Annotated in this window: 18 protein-coding genes; 6 read left to right on the forward strand and 12 right to left on the reverse strand. The window is 70.2% G+C overall.

The annotated features are described in order from the left end of the window. Positions 1–92: 92 nt before the first annotated feature. Positions 93–584: a glutathione peroxidase gene (locus tag ACZ67T_RS22005; protein ID WP_469986179.1), complete on the reverse strand. Its 492-nt coding sequence runs from the start codon at positions 582–584 to the stop codon at positions 93–95. 117 nt (positions 585–701) lie between these two features. Here ACZ67T_RS22005 and ACZ67T_RS22010 point away from each other — a divergent pair, with 117 nt between their 5' ends. Together ACZ67T_RS22010 and ACZ67T_RS22015 are read left to right on the forward strand one after the other, a co-directional pair. Continuing rightward, positions 702–1787 carry an S-(hydroxymethyl)mycothiol dehydrogenase gene (locus tag ACZ67T_RS22010; RefSeq protein ID WP_469986410.1) on the forward strand — a complete coding sequence of 362 codons (1086 nt, stop codon included), beginning with the start codon at positions 702–704 and terminating at the stop codon, positions 1785–1787. Continuing rightward, positions 1787–2419, forward strand: a complete 633-nt coding sequence (locus ACZ67T_RS22015; RefSeq protein WP_469986181.1) for an MBL fold metallo-hydrolase — start codon at positions 1787–1789, stop codon at positions 2417–2419. Before ACZ67T_RS22010 ends, ACZ67T_RS22015 begins: the two co-directional genes overlap by 1 nt. 83 nt (positions 2420–2502) lie before the next feature. Here the strand turns inward: ACZ67T_RS22015 and ACZ67T_RS22020 are convergent, their stop codons facing one another. The 3 genes from ACZ67T_RS22020 to ACZ67T_RS22030 all read right to left on the reverse strand — a co-directional run bounded on the left by ACZ67T_RS22020 (position 2503) and on the right by ACZ67T_RS22030 (position 3949). After that, positions 2503–2904, reverse strand: a complete 402-nt coding sequence (locus tag ACZ67T_RS22020) for an ATP-binding protein (protein ID WP_469986183.1) — start codon at positions 2902–2904, stop codon at positions 2503–2505. Between the two features lie 5 nt (positions 2905–2909). Beyond that, a complete protein-coding gene (locus tag ACZ67T_RS22025; RefSeq protein ID WP_469986411.1) occupies positions 2910–3440 on the reverse strand; it encodes a VanZ family protein in 531 nt (176 codons plus the stop codon). Between the two features lie 224 nt (positions 3441–3664). Beyond that, positions 3665–3949: a hypothetical protein gene (locus tag ACZ67T_RS22030; protein WP_469986184.1), complete on the reverse strand. Its 285-nt coding sequence runs from the start codon at positions 3947–3949 to the stop codon at positions 3665–3667. A gap of 145 nt (positions 3950–4094) precedes the next feature. Here ACZ67T_RS22030 and ACZ67T_RS22035 point away from each other — a divergent pair, with 145 nt between their 5' ends. Next, the gene (locus ACZ67T_RS22035) at positions 4095–4790 is read left to right on the forward strand and encodes a DUF2470 domain-containing protein (RefSeq protein WP_469986185.1); all 696 of its coding nucleotides are present in this window, start codon (positions 4095–4097) and stop codon (positions 4788–4790) included. Here the strand turns inward: ACZ67T_RS22035 and ACZ67T_RS22040 are convergent. Both ACZ67T_RS22040 and ACZ67T_RS22045 read right to left on the reverse strand, forming a co-directional pair. Beyond that, positions 4771–5070 (reverse strand): hypothetical protein, encoded by a 300-nt coding sequence (locus tag ACZ67T_RS22040; RefSeq protein WP_469986187.1) that lies wholly within the window; start codon positions 5068–5070, stop codon positions 4771–4773. The genes ACZ67T_RS22035 and ACZ67T_RS22040 overlap by 20 nt on opposite strands. A 63-nt stretch (positions 5071–5133) precedes the next feature. After that, positions 5134–6222 carry an acyltransferase family protein gene (locus ACZ67T_RS22045; RefSeq protein ID WP_469986188.1) on the reverse strand — a complete coding sequence of 363 codons (1089 nt, stop codon included), beginning with the start codon at positions 6220–6222 and terminating at the stop codon, positions 5134–5136. A gap of 107 nt (positions 6223–6329) precedes the next feature. Here ACZ67T_RS22045 and ACZ67T_RS22050 point away from each other — a divergent pair, with 107 nt between their 5' ends. Together ACZ67T_RS22050 and ACZ67T_RS22055 are read left to right on the forward strand one after the other, a co-directional pair. After that, positions 6330–6617, forward strand: coding sequence for a hypothetical protein (locus ACZ67T_RS22050; RefSeq protein WP_469986190.1), 288 nt, complete (start codon positions 6330–6332; stop codon positions 6615–6617). Between the two features lie 5 nt (positions 6618–6622). Then, positions 6623–6934: an amidohydrolase family protein gene (locus tag ACZ67T_RS22055; RefSeq protein ID WP_469986191.1), complete on the forward strand. Its 312-nt coding sequence runs from the start codon at positions 6623–6625 to the stop codon at positions 6932–6934. On the opposite strand, the gene ACZ67T_RS22060 is transcribed toward ACZ67T_RS22055, so the two are convergent. From ACZ67T_RS22060 to ACZ67T_RS22080, 5 genes are all read right to left on the reverse strand, one after another. Next, the gene (locus ACZ67T_RS22060; RefSeq protein WP_469986193.1) at positions 6919–7710 is read right to left on the reverse strand and encodes an SDR family NAD(P)-dependent oxidoreductase; all 792 of its coding nucleotides are present in this window, start codon (positions 7708–7710) and stop codon (positions 6919–6921) included. The genes ACZ67T_RS22055 and ACZ67T_RS22060 overlap by 16 nt on opposite strands. A gap of 8 nt (positions 7711–7718) precedes the next feature. Then, on the reverse strand, positions 7719–8381 hold the full coding sequence (locus tag ACZ67T_RS22065) for a TetR/AcrR family transcriptional regulator (protein ID WP_469986195.1): 663 nt from the start codon (positions 8379–8381) through the stop codon (positions 7719–7721). A gap of 70 nt (positions 8382–8451) precedes the next feature. After that, positions 8452–9474: a PhlD gene (locus ACZ67T_RS22070; protein WP_469986413.1), complete on the reverse strand. Its 1023-nt coding sequence runs from the start codon at positions 9472–9474 to the stop codon at positions 8452–8454. Between the two features lie 70 nt (positions 9475–9544). Next, positions 9545–10390, reverse strand: a complete 846-nt coding sequence (locus ACZ67T_RS22075; protein WP_469986197.1) for an MmyB family transcriptional regulator — start codon at positions 10388–10390, stop codon at positions 9545–9547. 511 nt (positions 10391–10901) lie between these two features. Then, the gene (locus ACZ67T_RS22080; protein ID WP_469986198.1) at positions 10902–11951 is read right to left on the reverse strand and encodes a hypothetical protein; all 1050 of its coding nucleotides are present in this window, start codon (positions 11949–11951) and stop codon (positions 10902–10904) included. Positions 11952–12180: 229 nt separating this feature from the next. On the opposite strand from ACZ67T_RS22080, the gene ACZ67T_RS22085 reads away from it, so the two are divergent. Then, on the forward strand, positions 12181–13404 hold the full coding sequence (locus ACZ67T_RS22085) for an RNA-guided endonuclease InsQ/TnpB family protein (RefSeq protein WP_469986200.1): 1224 nt from the start codon (positions 12181–12183) through the stop codon (positions 13402–13404). A gap of 115 nt (positions 13405–13519) precedes the next feature. Here ACZ67T_RS22085 and ACZ67T_RS22090 read toward each other — a convergent pair whose 3' ends face one another. Then, entirely contained in the window at positions 13520–14731 is a 1212-nt protein-coding gene (locus tag ACZ67T_RS22090; RefSeq protein WP_469986201.1) for a DUF4032 domain-containing protein, read from the reverse strand. Positions 14732–14888 lie beyond the last annotated feature (157 nt).

The following is a 14888-nucleotide window of genomic DNA, read 5'->3' on the forward strand; positions in this document are numbered from 1 at the left end:
GCCCGCTCGGCCACGGAGCCCTCGACACACCCCGCGCCGACTGCTCGGAGCGGGGCATGACGGAGGCCGGCGAGCGGAGTACCGCGTCACCGCTACTTGGGAAGGTTGGCCTCGATCGCGGCGAGCACCTCGGGCGCGTCCGGCACGACCTGCGGCGAGAAGCGGGCGACGACCTCGCCCTCGGGGGAGAGCACGAACTTCTCGAAGTTCCAGCGGATGTCCCCGTCGTGGCCCTCCGCGTCCGCCGTGGTGACCAGTCGCTCGTACAGGGGGTGGCGCGCGTCGCCGTTCACCTCGACCTTCTCGGTCATCGGGAACGTCACGCCGTACGTCGCCGAGCAGAACTCGGCGATCTCCTCGGCGCTGCCGGGCTCCTGGCCCATGAACTGGTTGCAGGGGACCCCGAGCACGCTGAAGCCGCGGCCCGCGTACTCGGCGTGGAGCTGCTCCAGGGCCGCGTACTGCGGGGTGAGGCCGCACTTCGAGGCCACATTGACGATGAGGACGGCCTTGCCCTCGTACTGGGGGAGGTCGGCCGGGCCGCCCTGGAGGGCGGCGATCTCGACATTCTCGTAGACAGACATGCTCCGGATGCTAGCGACCCGTGCGGTCGCGCTCCTCGTCACCCCGGCCCCGGATCGGGGGCCCGTCTGTGAAGATGGCGAAGAACGATGCGACGAGCGAGTGGAGGGCTGATCGTCATGGCGCAGCAGGTGCGAGGCGTGATCGCGCGGGCCAAGGGAGAGCCGGTGCGGATCGAGACGATCGTCGTGCCGGATCCGGGGCCCGGGGAGGCCGTGGTCAAGATCCAGGCGTGCGGGGTCTGTCATACAGACCTGCACTACCGGGAGGGCGGCATCAACGACGAGTTCCCGTTCCTGCTCGGTCATGAGGCGGCCGGTGTCGTCGAGACGGTCGGTGAAGGCGTCACCGAGGTCGCGCCGGGCGACTTCGTGATCCTCAACTGGCGTGCCGTGTGCGGCCAGTGCCGCGCCTGCCTGCGCGGGCGCCCCCAGTACTGCTTCGACACGCACAACGCGAAGCAGAAGATGACGCTCCTCGACGGCACGGAGCTCTCGCCCGCGCTCGGGATCGGCGCGTTCGCCGACAAGACGCTCGTCGCCGCAGGGCAGTGCACCAAGGTCGACCCGGAGGCGTCGCCCGCCGCAGCGGGTCTGCTCGGCTGCGGCGTCATGGCCGGTCTCGGCGCCGCCCTCAACACCGGCAACGTGGGCCGTGGCGACTCCGTCGCCGTCATCGGCTGCGGCGGGGTCGGCGCGGCGGCCGTGACCGGCGCCCACCTCGCCGGTGCCGGGAAGATCATCGCCATCGACATCGACGACACGAAGCTGGCGACGGCCAGGAAGCTCGGCGCCACGCACACCGTCAACTCCCGCTCCACCGACCCGGTCGAGGCCGTACGCGAGCTGACCGGAGGGTTCGGCGCCGACGTCGTCATCGAGGCGGTCGGCCGCCCGGAGACCTACAAGCAGGCCTTCTACGCCCGCGACCTCGCCGGAACCGTCGTCCTCGTCGGCGTCCCCACGCCCGAGATGCAGCTCGAACTGCCTCTGCTCGACGTGTTCGGGCGCGGCGGCGCGCTCAAGTCGTCCTGGTACGGCGACTGTCTGCCCTCGCGCGACTTCCCGATGCTGATCGACCTCTACCGGCAGGGCCGGCTCGACCTCGACACGTTCGTGACCGAGACGATCGCCCTGGAGGACGTGGAGAAGGCGTTCGAGCGAATGCACCACGGCGACGTGCTGCGCTCGGTGGTGATCTTCTGATGGCGGGCGCGCGCATCGAACACCTCGTCACGTCCGGCACGTTCTCCCTCGACGGGGGCACTTGGGACGTCGACAACAACGTATGGATCGTCGGCGACGACAGCGAGGTCGTCGTGATCGACGCGGCGCACGACGCCGACGCGATCGCCGAGGCCGTGGGCGACCGGCGCCTCGTCGCCGTCGTGTGCACCCACGCGCACGACGACCACATCGACGCGGCACCCGCGCTCGCCGAGCGCACCGGGGCGCCCATCCTCCTGCACCCCGCGGACACGGAGCTGTGGAAGCAGAAGCACCCCGACCGCACGCCTGACGGAGAACTCGCCGACGGTCAGCAACTTGCCGTGGCGGGCGTGGAGTTGACCGTGCTGCACACGCCGGGGCACTGCCACGGCGCGGTCAGCCTGTACGCGCCGGAACTCGGCGCCGTCTTCACGGGGGACACCCTGTTCGCGGGTGGCCCGGGTGCGACGGGGCGGTCGTTCAGCGACTTCCCCACCATCGTCGAGTCGATCAGGGAGCGGCTCCTCACGCTGCCGCCGGAGACCGTCGTACGGACGGGGCACGGCGACAGCACGACGATCGGGGCGGAGGCGCCCCACCTGGAGGAGTGGATCGCCAGGGGGCACTGAGCCGGGCGATCAGGCCGGATGATCCGGCCGGTCGATCACGCCGGGCGGCAGACGGAGCGCTGCCGCCCGGAAGGGCCCGGTCATCAGGGGTGGGCGAGTACGGCGCGAACCGTCTTTCCGCCGTAGGGGTCGCTCACCACGCACATACGGCGCGACAGCGCGTCGACGAGCGAGATGCCGCGGCCCGACTCCGCGGAGACCGAATGCGGCCTGAGGCGCGGGTGGTGCGGGCTGTCGTCGTGGACCGAGACAGTCAGCTCGTCCGCGTCGAGGCACAGACTCATCCGGCAGTGACTGCCCTTGATCCGGGTGGCGTTGGCGACCAGCTCCGAGACGACGAGCACCGCGTCGTGTGCGCCGCCGGGGCTCCGTCCCGCAAGAAAGTCCTGGGTGAGGCGGCGGGCCCAGCGGGCCGAGCCCGAGCCCTGCGGCAACAGGTACTCCACGCGTGCGGGTCGCCGTACGGCGCGCTTGAGCGCACGCATGACGATCACTTCCTTCCGTTGCCTGTGGCGCCGGGTGTTCCCCGGTAACGAGCCCCATTCCCCGGGAACCTGATCGCCAAGCGGCTACGGCCCGACGGCTGTGCGAGGGCGTGGTAGCTGTGCCCGATGCGGCGCCCGAGCAGGAAGTAGGCGATCAGGGCGCCCGTCGTATTCAGGATCACGTCGTCCACATCGAAGGCGCGCCCCTCGACGATCGCGCCCTGCGCCAGCTCCACGAGCGCCATCACGAGCACCGTCACCGCGAGCACCCGCATCATGCGGCCCTTGCGCGCCACAAGCACCGGAAGCAGCAGCCCGAAGGGCGCGCCGAGCAGCAGATTCCCGCCGATCTGCTTGCATGCGCCGAGGAACGTGTACGACTCGGCGTACTGGCGCAGGGAGTGCCCCGGCCGCATGTTGGACCCCGCGACGTCCGCCGACGCCGGGGACGGCGTCAGGGTCAGCCGGGCGAGGACCGCGGAGAAGGCCACGAGCGCCAAGAAGGCGAAGCCGGCGATGAGCGCCCGGGCGAGGATCCGCCCCCACGGCACCGGCTTACGTGTCGCCGGCTTGCGTGCCACCGGCTTCCGTGGCACCCGCTTTCTCGCCACCTGCTTCTGTGCCGCGCCCTTGCGTTCCGCGCCCTTGCGTTCCTGGCCCTTGCGTTCCTGGCCCTTTCTCCGACGTGCCGCAGTCTTTGGGGTCATGGAGGCCGGTTGCCCTCGCGCGCCCCGGCCAATCCGGCTCGGGGCCGTTCGCGTCAGCTCGTCGTCCCCGGAGGATGCGTCAGGGAGTCCAGGAAGCGCTGCAGCGCGGGCGGTCCCTCGCCGCAGCGGCCGCGCTCGACGTGCGGTATCGACAGCTTCCCCAGGCGCAGGTCCTGGGCCTCCATGGCCTGCGCCAAGTGCAGTCGTTCCAGGGCACGTTCGGCGGCTGTCTGACGTACGTACTCGACCACCGTCACGCCCAGGTGGTCCGCGTGCGAGCGGACCGCGTCGTACTCGTCCGGCGTGAAGAGGTCCCGCAGAAGGGCAGTACCGTCCATGGCGGCATGATGCCGCTCCCGGCCGACCCGTGTGGGCGTATGGCATATTCACCGCCCGATCGCGTGGCGTTCGGCGCCATCGCGCGTACTGGCCTCCTCCGCAAATCTCCGATAACTTAGGCAAGGCTTACCTAAGGAGATTCGGATGGGTGTCCGACAGATCAGTACCGCCGCTCCCACCGCGGCGGCACGCGCGCGATCCATGCTCGCCACCGCCTGGTCGTGCGAAGTGACGACGGACATCGGGCGGGAGGACCTCGTCGGATCCCATCGCGTCACCGATGAGGGCGAGGTACGGATCCAGCCGCCGGCCGACAGCCTCCTGTCCGCGGCCGTGCTCTGCGCGCCCCGCGGTGAGCCGACCGCGCTCATCGAGTTCGCGGACGCCGCGCCGGTACCCGTCAGGGACCGGATCCGCGCACGTCTGTGGCTGTCCGGGACGCTCGAACCCGACGGCGAGCAGTTCGTGCTCAGGCCCGTCCGCGCCGTGCTCCAGACGCGTACCGGCCGCACGGGCATCGATCTCGACGAACTCGCCGAGACCGCGCCCGACCCACTCACCGCGGCGGAACCCCGCCTGCTCACCCATCTCGCCGACTGCCACCCCGAAGCCGTCGAGCAGCTCACCCGGCTCGTCGACGTGGACAGCCTGCACGGCGTCGTCCGGGTCCAGCCCCTGGCTGTCGACCGGCACGGACTCACCCTCCGGCTCGAACGCATCCGCGGCCAGGCCGACGTGCGCCTCCCGTTCCACACGCCCGCCGACGACCTGGGACAGCTGAACGAGCGCATGCACGCCCTGCTTTCGTCCGCGCAGGCGGTCAGCCGCCGTCGCAGGTGAGGTCGGCGGCGCGCATGAATCCGAGGGGCGCGCCGTTGTCCGTGCGCGAGACCCGCCACAGCTCGTCCGCGCCCTGCCGCGTGCCGTTGACCGGGACGCCCGGGTCCAGATGGCCGACGATGTCCGTCCACGGGTTGTTGCCCGCGTAGATCGGGGCGTCCTCATGCGTCGCGAAACACGTGCCGCCCGCGTGCGCCGTGCCGCCGAGCACGGGCACCGAGGCGAGCAGCAGGGCCGCGGTCAGCAGCAGGCGGAAGCGGCGGAAGCGGGTGCGGATCACGAGGGGTGCCTCTCTGGGGGCCGGCTGAAAGTCCGCCTGAAAGGTGAGGCGACCCGGCACAGGCTAGGGGCGCAGGACACGCTCGCCGGGGACGCCGGTCACCGGCGGTTCGGCTTCCCGTACCGGTTCCGTACGCCGGAACGCCCATGGCACGCGAGGCTCCACGGCGAACCGGAAGACCCACCGCACGGGAGCCGTACACAGAAGAGTGATGACGGTGACCGCCGTGGCCGTCACCGCCAGCTCGCCCGCCGGAGTGTGCAGCCATGGGTGGTCGTACCAGCCCCAGAAGCGCGACGACTTGATGAGGAAGCCGTGCAGCAGGTACGCGTACAGCGTTCCCGTGCCCAGTGTCGTGAACAGTGTCTTCCGTCCTGGCACCCAGGCCAGGAAGCAGGCGCTGAGGACGACGGCGAGGGCGAACAGGGCCGGGGTCGTGACCAGTCCCGCCCAAGCGGGGGCGCCGAGGCCGGTGACGCTGCCCCGGTGGTAGAACCAGCCCGCGTCGAACCAGGGCGCCACCGCGTACGCGGCGATCAGCGCCGCGGCCGCCACGGGCAGCGCCCACAGCCGGGCCCGCCGTGTGCGCAGCCGCTCGAAGTGCTCGGGCCGCAGTGTCAGCCCGAGGACGAAGAACGGCAGGAAACCCACCACCCGTTGGAGCCCAAGGTCACCGCCCGCGTCGGGCGCCGTCGACATGAACACGGCCAGCGCCAGGGCGACGGGCACCGGGTGACGCAGTTGCAGCCAGAGGGGCGTGGTGAGCCGCCAGATGAACAGCGCGACCAGGAACCACATCAGATACCAGGGGTCGAGCAGGCTGATCGGATATTCCGGATCGTCCTGCGCCCACCGGTAGAACAGCGTGTACCCGACCTCGAACAGCACGTACGGCACCACGACCCCGCCGACAAGGCGGCGCAGCCGGCCGGGCGCCATGTCGAAACTCCGGGAGAAATAGCCGGAGATGAGAGCGAACGCCGGCATGTGGAAGGCGTACACGCCGAGATACACCGCCGTCACGGTGCGGCTCCCGTACGTCAGTGGTTCCCACGCGTGCCCGCATGCCACGAGCACGATCGTCAGGTATTTCGCATTGTCGAAGTACGGGTCCCGTGCTCCCTGGGTGCCCGGTCCCTGCCGCCTGTCCATCGTTCCCCTTGAGCCCCTCGCGGTGCATGACCCATGGTGCCCTGCCCGAAAGGAACCGTTTCATGACACACTCCCGGGTGCCCTTTCCGACCCTTCGGAAGGTCAGGATGAGCCGCAGAAGGCTGATCACGGCGGCGCGCGTGATGGCCGGTCGCGGCGGTCGCTGTGTCGAGGACGGTGCCGTTCTCACGGACGGCGACGCCGTGGTCGCGGCCGGGAGACGCTCCGACGTCGAGGCCTTGGCGGACGAGCGGGACGAGCGCATCGCGCTGCCGGGCACCACCGTGCTCCCCGGACTCGTAGGCGCACACGTCCACCTCGTCTTCGACGCGGGTACGGACCCGGTCGGGCCGTGTTCGGGGCCCAGCGCGCCGAGAGGCCGTTCGGCCAGGTGAGGACCATGGCGGAACGCGGGGTTCGGCTCATCGCCGGTACCGACGCGGGGGTGCAGCGCGCCGGGTTCGACGGCCTGAGCCGGAACCTGACGTTCTTCGAGCACATCGGGATGCCGGTGTCGTGCGTCATCGACATGGCCACCACGGAGGCCGCCGACGCGCTGGGCGTCGGCGGCCGTGCGGGTCTCCTCGCCCCGGGGCGCCCGGCAGACCTGACCGCCGTGGGCGGCGACCCGCGCGCCGGCCTCGAGGCTCTCCCGGAGCTGGGGTTCGTCATGAGCCGAGGAGAGCTGATCCCGCCTCAGCGCGCGGTGTAGGCGCCGTCCACGAGGTGGTAGCTGCCGTGCACGAAGGAGGCGCGGTCGGAGAGCAGGAACGCGATCAGTTCGGCGACCTCCTCGGCGTGACCGAGGCGGCCCGCCGGGTGCAGCGCCGTCAGCGCGTCGTACGCGTCCTGGTCCATCTGCCGCAGCAGCGGGGTGTCGATGAAGCCGGGGCCGACCGCGTTCACGCGGATGCCCTTCGCCGCGTACTCGGTGGCCGCGGTCTTCGTCAGGCCGACGACACCGTGCTTCGCGGCGACGTAGGCGGGGGAGCCGGCGAAGCCGACCGAGCCGAGGATCGACGCGACGTTCACGATGGCGCCGCCCTTGCCGGACGCCTCGATGGCGGGCAGTTCGTGGCGCATCGAGTAGAAGACGCCGTCGAGGTTCGTGCGGACGACGCGGTTCCAGACATCGATGTCGTATGCGCCGGTGGGGGCGCTCTCGCCACCGATCCCGGCATTGTTGACGGCCAGTTCGAGGCCGCCGAAGGTGTCGACGGAGAACTTCACCGCGGCCTCGACCGACTCCGGCTTCGTGACGTCCACGGCGACGGCCGCGGCGATGATGCCCTCGGCCTTCAGCTCGGCGGCGGCCTTCTCGGCGCCGTCGGCGTTGTGGTCGGCGATCACGACGTTCGCGCCGCCACGGCCCAGGCGGCGGGCGGTGGCGAGACCGATGCCGGAGGCGGAGCCGGTGACAAGGGCGGTCCTGCCGGCGAACTCGGTCGCGTAGTCGCTGACGGGTGCCGGGGTGTTCGTACTGCTCATGGTGCTGTTCACTCTCTGGTTGAGATGTGGGGGGCCGACGCGAGGGCGGCCTCCCCGGTCAGGGCGTCGTAGGCCTGCCCCACCAGGTCTGCGAGATCTGTGTCGTGCCCGCCGCCGCGGGCCCACTGGCGCAGGGCGGCGGTGAGCACGCCGGCCGCGGCGCCGACGACGACGGCCGGGCGCAGATCCCGGTCCCGGTCGGTGCCGAGCCGGTCGGCGATGATGCGCACGGACTCGTCCTGGGCGTCCACCCGCAGGCGTTCGTACGCGGCGAAGAGCGCCGGCTCCGTGTCGAGGGCCGCGAGCAGGGCCCGCATGTGCGGCCTGTGGTGCGGTGCGGACGGCTCCGCCAGCCACTGCTCGACGGCTCTGCGGTAGGCGAGCATCGGGGGCTCGCTCGCGGGGCGCGCGCGCAGGGCCGCGTTGATCCGGTCCGCGTCGCTGCGGGTGAAGTCGAGGGCGGCGTCCTCCTTGCCGCCGAAGTGGCGGCTGAAGGTGCGGCGCGTGACGTCGGCGCGGTCGGCGATGGCCTCCACGGTGACGGCGCCCAGACCCCGCTCCAGCACGAGCCCGACGGCCGCGGCGGCGAGCGCTTCCCGGGTCTGCCGGGCCTTGCGCTGCCGACGGTCCTCGACGGGTTCTGTGAGGGGAGCGGGGTCCTTCGCCTTCATGTCTTCGAGCGTACACCAATGATGTCCCAATGGGACATGTGTCTCGATGAGACACGAAGGGTGGAGTGTGTCAGGCGTGCCAGTGGCCGTGGAGGGCGGCGGTGGTGAAGCCGGGCCCGTAGGCGACGGCGACGCCTTTGGTTCCGGCGGCGGGAGGCGCGGTGTGGGTGCGCTCCAGGACCCGGAGAATGCTGACGCCACCGAGGTTGCCCTCCTCGGAGAGCGTGTCCGTGGAGTGCCGGGCGTCCTGGGGAGTGAGGCCGAGGGCGGTGGCGGTGTCGGTGATGATGCGGGGACTGCCGGGGTGGATGACGGCGAAGCCCGGAGCGCGGGTGCCTACCCAGTTCCGGAGCACGGGCAGTACGTCGTCTGTGGCCGCGAGGGCCTTTTTGGTGGAGTCGAAGTGCAGACCGTCGGCGTCGATCCGGCCGCTGTACCGGTCGAGGCTGTCCGGCAGGATGTACTCGAAACTGTCGTCGATCGCGAGACCGGGCACCAGCGGCTCACCGCTGACGACGGTCGCTGCGGCCGAGTCGCCGAACAACGACTTGTAGATCATCGATTCGAGGCTGGTGTCGTTGTGGTTGTACACGCTGGAGATCGTCTCCGCCGCCACCACCAGGACCTTGCTCCCGGGGCGTGCCGCGACTAGGTCGGCCGCCCGGATGAGGGCTTGGATGCCACCCGAGCAGGCCAATGTCGTGAGCGCGATGCGGCGTACGGTCGGCCGTAGCCCGAGGCGGGCGATGAGATGGGCGTCGAGGTTGGGGACGGACCAGCCCGTGGAATGGGTGGTGACGATGGCATCGATGTCTTCGTGCGCCACGCCTGAGCTGTCAAGAGCCGTCAGTGCGGCCTGTTCCGCCATGGCGAGGGCATCATCGAAGGCCGCCTCGGCGCGCTCGCGTACTCCGGCCGAACCCGAGACCGTAGGCGAGTCCAGGGGGCGGGTGAAGTACCGCGTGCGCACTCCGCAGTTGGCGAGGACGCGCAGGATCACCGTGAGTCGGGGGTGGCCCGGGTGGCGGTTGCGGATGTCGTCGGTTATGTCCTCCGTGGTCACCTTGTGAGCTCCGAGGACGGTTCGGGGCATCGAGACGAAAGCGGGCACGGTGTCTCCCACAGGGCTGGGTCGGGATGTGGGGGGTGCCGCACAAGGTACTTCACCCGGCTTCGCTCGGCCCGAGTGGACGGTGCCGGAGCATCGGCGTACGCATGTGGGAGCGGCGTGTGCCGGGGTGGAAGACGAGGATGATGAGTCGAGCGCCCGGAGCGGTCATGGGCTGCGCCGCGCACATCGTCAACCAGCCGGGACCATGTACCGCGTGCATGAGAGGGCGTTCGTCCCCGTCCGGATGGATGGAGGCGCCGCCAGACTCGTAGATGGGCGTGGCCTGGGGGTCTGCGAGAACCTCCTTCTCGATCTGGCGCAACGTTTCGTCGTGCGGCCTGGAAACGAGGGCCGCACGAAGTTGCGGCATCACCAGCGGAGCCCAGGCCGTGTGCCAGTTCGTCAAGGACTTACGGCCGTCTGGATCCAGGAGCATCCAGCGCATCGTGTTCTCCGGTACCCGACTGCCGGGGAAGAGGTCGGCGAAGGCCTGGTTCCAAGCGAGGAGATCCCAGGACGCGTCCGTTACGTACGCCATGTGGCCGATGCTGTCGACCGCCTCCTGCCACACCCCGGGCACCTCCTTTCCGGAGGAGGGGTGGAGCGGCCCCGGTGGGTCCCGGAGTAGCGCGTACCGGCAAAGAAGCACCCATTCCTGCTCGTTGAGGCCGAAGAGCTGGGCGACGTCGTGCAGCAGTTCCGTCGGCGGGTTTGGGTAACTCCCCGATTCCAGCCGGTGATACGTCCCCAGGGTGCGGTGGAGCAGTTGGTCCACCTGGTGCTGGGAGAGGCCAGGGGCGCGCCGGCCCTGGCCCGTGGGGCGGGTGAACCCGTGGGATTCGGGGGCTATCAGGGCGCGCCGTTCACGGAGCAGGGCGCGGAGCGCCGTCTTGTTCATGGTGGGTAATCCCTTGAGGTCCACGCCGAGTTGAGCGAGTGCAGTCTAATTACTCCTATCACCTTTGGTAATAAACATTGCCCGAAGAAAACGATCAGCCGGGGGGTCATGATGGAACCCGTGGGGTCGGCGACCTGCTGGTTTGAACGCCAGGGGCCGCGCGGCCACGCCGATGGGACACCTGGACCGGGACACTCGAAAATGGCTGAATTTCCCGGTGTTGGGTATCCATCGAACCCTCGGATCCGTTTCGGGAACAGTGCCAGGCCAGTTGTCATCTTCCGATCCATGTGACCGGAAAGTGCATCGCTTGGCCCAGTTCGGGCACTCCTCCCGGCCAGATCAAGGGCTCACTGGCTGCGGCCGGTGCCGTCACTCGCCATTACGTAGCGGCCACGGTACCGGCCGCCCGCGCACGCCCAACTGCGCAGGCCCAGCCGCGCAACAGCTGCCGCGTACGCGGGCCGGCCGCAGGGCGGGGCCGGTGAACCGACCCCGCCGCACAGCGCACTCACCAGTCTCCGTCCTCCACCGGCTTGCCCGCGTCCCCCAGAGGCTTGACCTGGTGCGCGCCCGGCGCCTGCCACGGCTCGTGGTCGTCGCCGAGCCACTCACCCGCGGGCTTCACCGCCCCCAGCGTGTCCGTCGGCGCGAGGTCCTCCGCGCTCTCGTCGTAGTAGTCGAACCAGGGCAGTCCCGCCCTCGTGTACGCGGCCCGGTCCACCGGCGACGGCGGCGGCTCCTCGCCCGTGATGCGGTGCCAGTCCGGCGGCGTCACGAGGTGCACGAACACCCGGCCCGCGGCCGTTTCGGCCCAGTCGGACGCGGGCCGGTCGTCCCGGAACACCTGCTGGCGCATCGTGCCGCCCGCGCCCAGACCCATCGAACGCGCCGCCTGAGCCTGCGGTGCGGCACCCGGAGCGGCCGGCATCGGCGCCGCCCCGTAACCGCCGGACGGCCCCATCCACTGCATGCCTCCGGGAGCAGGCGGCACCGCTCGCGCGGCAGCCTCCCGCTTACGGGCCTCCTCCGCGCGCCAGGCCCCCAGCGCGGGCTCGCTCAGAGTGAAGGCCTGGAGCTGGATCCCGCCCCAGGTCTCCTCGCCCGTGACCTGGCCCTCGACCGTGGCACCGAGCCCCAGGGGCAGCGCCACGAACTGCCGTACCGTGCCCTTCCCGGACTTGATGCCGTCGAGCCACGGCTGACGAGGCAGCACCACGTAGTTCTGCGGATCCCGGGACAGCCGGCTGCTCCACGGCAGCCCCGATATGGCGCACACCTTGCCCACGCCCACCTGGAGCGCGGCCGGTTCGTCCGTTCCCGCGAAGCTCAGCCACATCGCCTCGCGCAGATACATCGGCAGCATCACTCCGCCACGCGCCCGCCACTGAGGCGGCACCGAGTCCGCGTAGTCCTCGACCCGCCGCACGGGGAACTCGCCGAGCCCCGGCGGCAGCGGATGCGTTCCGGTCTCCGGCAGGCGCAGCGTGCGCACGAACCGCACCCGCGCACCGCCCGGCAGAACCAGACTGTTCCCGTCGACCCGCACACTCCCGGTCATGATCGTCTCCCCTCGTCGGCGCGTCTTCCTCGGTGCTACCGGGATTCATTCGCAGTGCTCCGGCCTTCACGGCTCTGCTGAGGAGGCCGGGGGTAAAGCGAATCCTATGGTTGCAACGCGGAGCGTCGGGGTGGCGTTCCAGCGGAGCTGGACCCTGCTTCGTGACGGTGATGGATCGCTCGCATGTTCCCGGTGACGACGTGGGTTCGACTTGCCTAGTGTGATCGTCATGCAGCTCCGGTACGCCTTCAGGTTGTACCCCGACGCCGCTCAGCAGGCCGCGCTGGCCCGGGCGTTCGGGTGTGCCCGTGTCGTGTTCAACGACGCGGTCCGCGCCCGGGAAGACGCCCGTAAGGCCGGGCAGCCGTTCCCCACGGCCGGCGAGCTGTCCACTCGCCTGATCACTCAGGCGAAGCAGACCGCTGCGCGGTCCTGGCTGGGTGAGGTCTCCGCCGTCGTCCTCCAGCAGTCACTGCGGGACGTCGAGACCGCCTACCGCAACTTCTTCGCCTCCCTCAAGGGCACACGCAAGGGACCAAAGATCGGCCGTCCGCGCTTCAAGTCCCGCAAGGACACACGGCAGTCGATCCGGTTCACCGCCAACGCCCGCTGGAGCATCACCGGCAGCGGCCGTCTGAACCTGCCGAAGATCGGGGCGGTGAAGGTGAAGTGGTCCCGCACGCTGCCCGCCACCCCCACCTCCGTCACCGTCGTCAAGGACGCGGCCGGGCGGTACTTCGCCTCCTTCGTCATCGACACCGACCCCACCGCCGACCAGGCGCGGATGCCCGCAACCGACCGCACCATCGGCATCGACCTCGGCCTCACCCACTTCGCGGTCCTGTCCGACAGCACGAAAATCGACTCCCCACGGTTCCTGCGCCGCGCGGAGAAGAAACTGAAGAAGGCCCAACGCGAGCTGTCCCGCAAACAGAAAGGAAGCAAGAACCGGGCCAAGGCCCGCCTGCGGGTCGCCCGCGCCCACGCCAAGGTCACCGACGCACGCCGCGAGTTCCACCACCAGCTCTCCACGCGACTGATCTGCGAGAACCAAGGGATCGCCGTGGAAGACCTGTCGGTGGCAGGACTGGCCCGCACGAAGCTGGCCAAGTCCGTGCACGATGCCGGCTGGTCCTCGTTCCTCAGCATGCTGGAGTACAAGGCGGAGCGGTACGGTCGGACGCTGGTCAAGATCGGCCGGTTCGAACCGACCTCCCAGACCTGCTCCGCCTGCGGCGTCAAGGACGGACCCAAACCCCTCAACGTCCGGGAGTGGACCTGTACGGCCTGCGGCACGGTCCACGACCGGGACATCAACGCCGCGATCAACGTGAAGACGGCCGCCGGACTGGCGGTATCGGCCTGCAGAGCGCCGGTAAGACCAGAATCCGTTCTGGCACAGCGCGAAGAAACAGGAAGCCACGGATTCCCGACCGAACCCTGTGTCGCGTAGCGGCACAGCAATGATCGAGAAGGCCGGAATCCTCGGGCTTCAGCCCGAGGAGCAAGTCAACACGATGGGTTCGCGCCACCGGTTCCGTCCCCGGCGATCTTCATAGCGGGCGCTGTCAGGGCCGCGACCGGCCGGCGATGTTCTTGACGTAGTCCTCGACCGCAGCGTCGAGCCCGATGTCGTGCTGCGCCCGCTCGGACAGGTACCAGCGGTGTTCGAGCAGTTCGTGGTAGAGCTCGGCCGCGTCCGTCCGGTCCGGCACGTGGTCGCGCACGGCGCGTACGGTCGGACGGAAGACGTCGCGTACCCATCGGTGCGCGAGGACCTCGGCGCGCGCCCCCAACGGATCGCCCGGCGCGTAGTCGTCCTGCGTGGCCATCCAGCTCTCCAAGTCGTTCAGGAGACGACGGGCCTGGTTCTCCTCGGCGTCCATGCCCGTGAGGCGCAGGAGTTGACGCTGGTGGTGGCCCGCGTCCACGACCTTCGGCACGAACGTGACCGTGTCCCCCTGTTCCGCGTGCGAGATCTGCATCTCCGCGACGTCGAAGCCGAGGTCGTTGAGACGGCGGATGCGGCGCTCCATGTAGTGATGCTTGCCCGCCGGGTAGACGGAGGTGCGCGTCAGCTCCGTCCAGAGCGCGTCGTACCGCTCCCCGATCTCCGTGCCGAACGCGATCGGGTCGATGGACGGATGCAGCGCGCCCGACGCCTCCAGGTCGAGCATCTCGCCGCTGATGTTGACGCGGGCGAGCTCGATGTCGTATGACCGTTGCCCGTCGCTGAGCCGGGGGTGCAGTTCCCCGGTCTCGGCGTCCACGAGGTAGGCGGCGTACGCGCCCGCGTCCCTGCGGAACAGGGTGTTGGACAGCGAGCAGTCTCCCCACGCGAACCCCGCCAGATGCAGCCGCACGAGGAGTACGGCGAGGGCGTCCATGAGGCGGTGCACGGTGCCGGGGCGCATCGTCGTCTCGAACATGGAGCGGTAGGGGAGCGAGCCGCCCAGGTGGCGGGTGATGAGGACGGGTTCGAGAGGCGCGCCGTCGGCGTCCGTTCGGCCGGTGACCACGGCGAGGGGGTCGACCGCGGGGATCGCGAGCCGGTCGAGGGTACGCAGGAGCTCGTACTCGCGCAGCGCGGGCCGCTCGGCGAGTTCCTTCACGGCGACGATCTCGCTGCCCGCGCGGGCGTAGCGCACGACATGGCGCGAGATGCCACGGGGGAGCGGCACCAGATATTCGTCCGGCCACTGCTCCAGGGGGACATGCCAGGGGAGTTCGAGAAGGAGGGCCGGGTGTTCGGGGTTGGTGGCGCTGATCTGCAAGGTCATACGGTCATAGTCCCTGGGTCGCGCGGCGGGTCCTGGGTGATCGGACCCCGAAGGGGCGGCCCGGGTCAAGACCGGGGCGCGACCCGCTCTCGGCAGGCGCGGGTGCCGAATTCCCGTTGAGGCCCTCCGGCCCGCGCCCTAGGGTGCGGGCCATGCT

The organism is Streptomyces sp. NPDC107517 (genome assembly GCF_055582645.1).

Coding starts and splice junctions, on each gene's coding strand:
- ACZ67T_RS22045 (WP_469986188.1), bottom strand. CDS start 6,222: ATGGACAGGCGGCAGGGACCGGGCACCCAGGGAGCACGGGACCCGTAC.
- ACZ67T_RS22050 (WP_469986190.1), top strand. CDS start 6,330: ATGAGCCGCAGAAGGCTGATCACGGCGGCGCGCGTGATGGCCGGTCGC.
- ACZ67T_RS22065 (WP_469986195.1), bottom strand. CDS start 8,381: ATGAAGGCGAAGGACCCCGCTCCCCTCACAGAACCCGTCGAGGACCGT.
- ACZ67T_RS22060 (WP_469986193.1), bottom strand. CDS start 7,710: ATGAGCAGTACGAACACCCCGGCACCCGTCAGCGACTACGCGACCGAG.
- ACZ67T_RS22075 (WP_469986197.1), bottom strand. CDS start 10,390: ATGAACAAGACGGCGCTCCGCGCCCTGCTCCGTGAACGGCGCGCCCTG.
- ACZ67T_RS22020 (WP_469986183.1), bottom strand. CDS start 2,904: ATGCGTGCGCTCAAGCGCGCCGTACGGCGACCCGCACGCGTGGAGTAC.
- ACZ67T_RS22090 (WP_469986201.1), bottom strand. CDS start 14,731: ATGACCTTGCAGATCAGCGCCACCAACCCCGAACACCCGGCCCTCCTT.
- ACZ67T_RS22005 (WP_469986179.1), bottom strand. CDS start 584: ATGTCTGTCTACGAGAATGTCGAGATCGCCGCCCTCCAGGGCGGCCCG.
- ACZ67T_RS22085 (WP_469986200.1), top strand. CDS start 12,181: ATGCAGCTCCGGTACGCCTTCAGGTTGTACCCCGACGCCGCTCAGCAG.
- ACZ67T_RS22035 (WP_469986185.1), top strand. CDS start 4,095: ATGGGTGTCCGACAGATCAGTACCGCCGCTCCCACCGCGGCGGCACGC.
- ACZ67T_RS22070 (WP_469986413.1), bottom strand. CDS start 9,474: ATGCCCCGAACCGTCCTCGGAGCTCACAAGGTGACCACGGAGGACATA.
- ACZ67T_RS22055 (WP_469986191.1), top strand. CDS start 6,623: ATGGCGGAACGCGGGGTTCGGCTCATCGCCGGTACCGACGCGGGGGTG.
- ACZ67T_RS22080 (WP_469986198.1), bottom strand. CDS start 11,951: ATGACCGGGAGTGTGCGGGTCGACGGGAACAGTCTGGTTCTGCCGGGC.
- ACZ67T_RS22010 (WP_469986410.1), top strand. CDS start 702: ATGGCGCAGCAGGTGCGAGGCGTGATCGCGCGGGCCAAGGGAGAGCCG.
- ACZ67T_RS22015 (WP_469986181.1), top strand. CDS start 1,787: ATGGCGGGCGCGCGCATCGAACACCTCGTCACGTCCGGCACGTTCTCC.
- ACZ67T_RS22030 (WP_469986184.1), bottom strand. CDS start 3,949: ATGGACGGTACTGCCCTTCTGCGGGACCTCTTCACGCCGGACGAGTAC.